Source organism: Pseudomonas sp. SDO524_S393 (assembly GCF_054071875.1).
This window is the reverse complement of record NZ_JBSVVZ010000139.1, coordinates 1-2,849: the sequence shown is the minus strand read 5'-3', so window position 1 is coordinate 2,849 and position 2,849 is coordinate 1. Positions and strand designations below refer to the sequence as shown.

Genomic DNA, 2,849 nt, shown 5'->3' with positions numbered 1-2,849 from the left:
TGATGTGCTGACTGACCCACCGCATTCGCGAGCAAGCCCGCTCCCACATTTTGAACCCGTTGCCACAACAGAATTTGCGAAAACTTTAGGAATTTGCCATGAGCTTTATCACAGAAATCAAAACCTTCGCCGCCCTCGGCAGCGGTGTCATCGGCAGCGGCTGGGTGTCCCGTGCCCTGGCCCACGGCCTGGACGTGGTCGCCTGGGACCCGGCGCCCGGCGCTGAAGCAGCGCTGCGCAAACGCGTCGCCAATGCCTGGGGCGCCCTGGAAAAACAAGGCCTGGCCCCCGGCGCATCACAAGACCGCCTGCGCTTTGTCGCAACCATTGAAGAGTGCGTGAAAGACGCCGACTTCATCCAGGAAAGCGCCCCGGAACGCCTGGAGCTGAAGCTGGACCTGCACAGCAAGATCAGCGCGGCGGCCAAGCCGAATGCGTTGATCGGCTCCAGCACCTCGGGCCTGTTGCCGAGCGAGTTCTACGAGGGCTCGACCCATCCGGAACGCTGCGTGGTCGGCCACCCGTTCAACCCGGTTTACTTGCTGCCGCTGGTGGAAGTGGTGGGTGGCAAAAATACCGCGCCGCAAGCGATCCAGGCAGCGATGCAGGTGTATGAATTCCTCGGCATGCGCCCGTTGCATGTGCGCAAGGAAGTGCCGGGTTTCATCGCTGACCGCCTGCTCGAAGCGCTGTGGCGCGAGGCGCTGCACCTGGTCAACGACGGCGTGGCGACCACCGGCGAAATCGACGATGCCATCCGCTTCGGTGCGGGCCTGCGCTGGTCGTTCATGGGCACCTTCCTCACCTACACCCTGGCGGGCGGCGATGCCGGCATGCGCCACTTCATGGCGCAATTCGGCCCGGCCCTGCAGTTGCCGTGGACCTACCTGCCGGCGCCGGAACTGACCGACAAGTTGATCGACGATGTGGTCGACGGCACCAGCGATCAGTTGGGCAAACACAGTATTTCGGCACTGGAACGCTATCGTGATGATGCACTGCTGGCGGTGCTGGAGGCGGTGAAAACCGCCAAGGAAAAACATGGTATGAGCTTCGCCGAATAACCGCTGTTGATTCTCTGTGGGAGCCGGCTTGCCCGCTCCCACAGTTGACCGAGTACATTTTCGGAACCCACACCATGCCTGCATTGACCACTTACACCACCCACATCCAGCCCGACTGGGTGGACTACAACGGCCACCTGCGCGATGCGTTCTACCTGCTGATCTTCAGCTACGCCACCGACGCGCTGATGGACACCCTGGGCCTGGACAGCGAAAACCGTGAAGCCAGCGGCCATTCGCTGTTCACCCTGGAGCTGCACCTCAATTACCTGCACGAGGTGAAGCTGGGCGCCGAAGTCGAAGTGCACACCCAGATCATCGCCTTCGATGCCAAGCGCCTGCACCTCTACCACAGCCTGCATCTGGTCGGTGACGCGAAGGAGCTGGCGGGCAACGAGCAGATGCTGTTGCACGTCGACCTCGCCGGCCCGCAGGCAGCGCCCTTCACCGAGGCCACCCGGGAAAGACTCGCGGCCATCAGCGCAGCACAGGCCGACCTGCCGCGCCCTGCCCTGCTGGGCCGAGTGATTGGACTGCCACCCAAAAAATAAAACCAAGGAGCTACCATGCAAACCGCCGCCGCTGTTGCCGATTTCCGTACTTACCCGAAGATCTGCGACCTCGACGAGGTGCAGGTGCTTGACGATCAGATTCGCGTGCGCTGGGCCGACGGGCGTATCAGCCCCTTCCATCATCAGTGGCTGCGGGACAACTGCCCGTGTGCACATTGCGTGTACAGCGTGACCCGTGAACAGGTGCTGGAGATCGTCGATGTGGACGAGCCGCTCACCGCGCTCACTGCGCGTATCGAGCAGGGCGACCTGAGTGTGGAATGGCGTGGCGGCCACCACAGCCGGTTCGACCCGGGTTGGTTGCGGGCCCACGCCTACGATGACGAATCCCGCGCGGAGCGCCGCGCGGCGAAACCCAGGGCCCAACTGTGGGACAGCCATTTCCAGCTGCCGGTTTTCGATTATGCAACCGTCATGCAAGACCCCGACGGGTTGCTGCAATGGCTACTGGCGTTGCGCGACACAGGCCTGACGCAGATCCGTGGCGTGCCCACCGAGCCTGGCTCCCTGGCACTTATCGCCAAGCGCATTTCATTCATCCGCGAGAGCAACTTCGGCGTGCTGTTCAACGTACAGTCCAAGGCCGATGCCGACAGCAACGCCTACACCGCCTTCAACCTGCCCTTGCACACGGACTTGCCCACGCGCGAGCTGCAACCCGGCCTGCAATTTCTGCATTGCCTGGTGAATGACGCCGACGGCGGCGAAAGTATTTTTGTCGACGGTTTTGCCATCGCCCAGGCCCTGCGCAAGGAAGACCCCGAGGCGTTCCGTGCACTCTGTGAAATCCCCGTGGAGTTTCGCAATAAAGACCGCCACAGCGACTATCGCCGGCTTGCACCGATCATTGCGCTGGATGCGCTGGGTGACGTGTCGGAGATCCGCATGGCCAACTTTCTGCGCGGGCCGTTCGACGCCAGTGTGGAGCAGATGCCGTTGCTGTATCGCGCGTATCGGCGGTTTATCGCGATGACGCGGGAGGATCGCTTTCGTGTAGTGCAACGCTTGAACCCGGGCGAATTGTGGTGCTTCGACAACCGCCGCACGCTGCATGCGCGCAATGCGTTCGACCCGACATCCGGGGCGCGGCATTTTCAGGGGTGCTATATCGATCGGGATGAATTGCTATCCAGGATTCTGGTGTTACAACGGTAGACCGCGGTGCGGCCTTCGCAGGCAAGCCAGCTCCCACACTTGGAATGCATTTCCCTGT

At 62.1% G+C, this 2,849-nt stretch carries 3 protein-coding genes; all 3 read left to right on the top strand.

The annotated features are described in order from the left end of the window. Window positions 1-98 precede the first annotated feature (98 nt). The 3 genes from ACW9IB_RS29320 to ACW9IB_RS29310 all read left to right on the top strand — a co-directional run bounded on the left by ACW9IB_RS29320 (window position 99) and on the right by ACW9IB_RS29310 (window position 2,791). Window positions 99-1,064: an L-carnitine dehydrogenase gene (locus ACW9IB_RS29320; RefSeq protein ID WP_457416798.1), complete on the top strand. Its 966-nt coding sequence runs from the start codon at window positions 99-101 to the stop codon at window positions 1,062-1,064. A 74-nt stretch (window positions 1,065-1,138) separates the two neighbouring features. Next, window positions 1,139-1,615 carry a thioesterase family protein gene (locus tag ACW9IB_RS29315; RefSeq protein WP_457416796.1) on the top strand — a complete coding sequence of 159 codons (477 nt, stop codon included), beginning with the start codon at window positions 1,139-1,141 and terminating at the stop codon, window positions 1,613-1,615. Window positions 1,616-1,630: 15 nt separating this feature from the next. Then, a complete protein-coding gene (locus ACW9IB_RS29310) occupies window positions 1,631-2,791 on the top strand; it encodes a gamma-butyrobetaine dioxygenase (RefSeq protein ID WP_457416794.1) in 1,161 nt (386 codons plus the stop codon). Window positions 2,792-2,849: the final 58 nt, after the last annotated feature.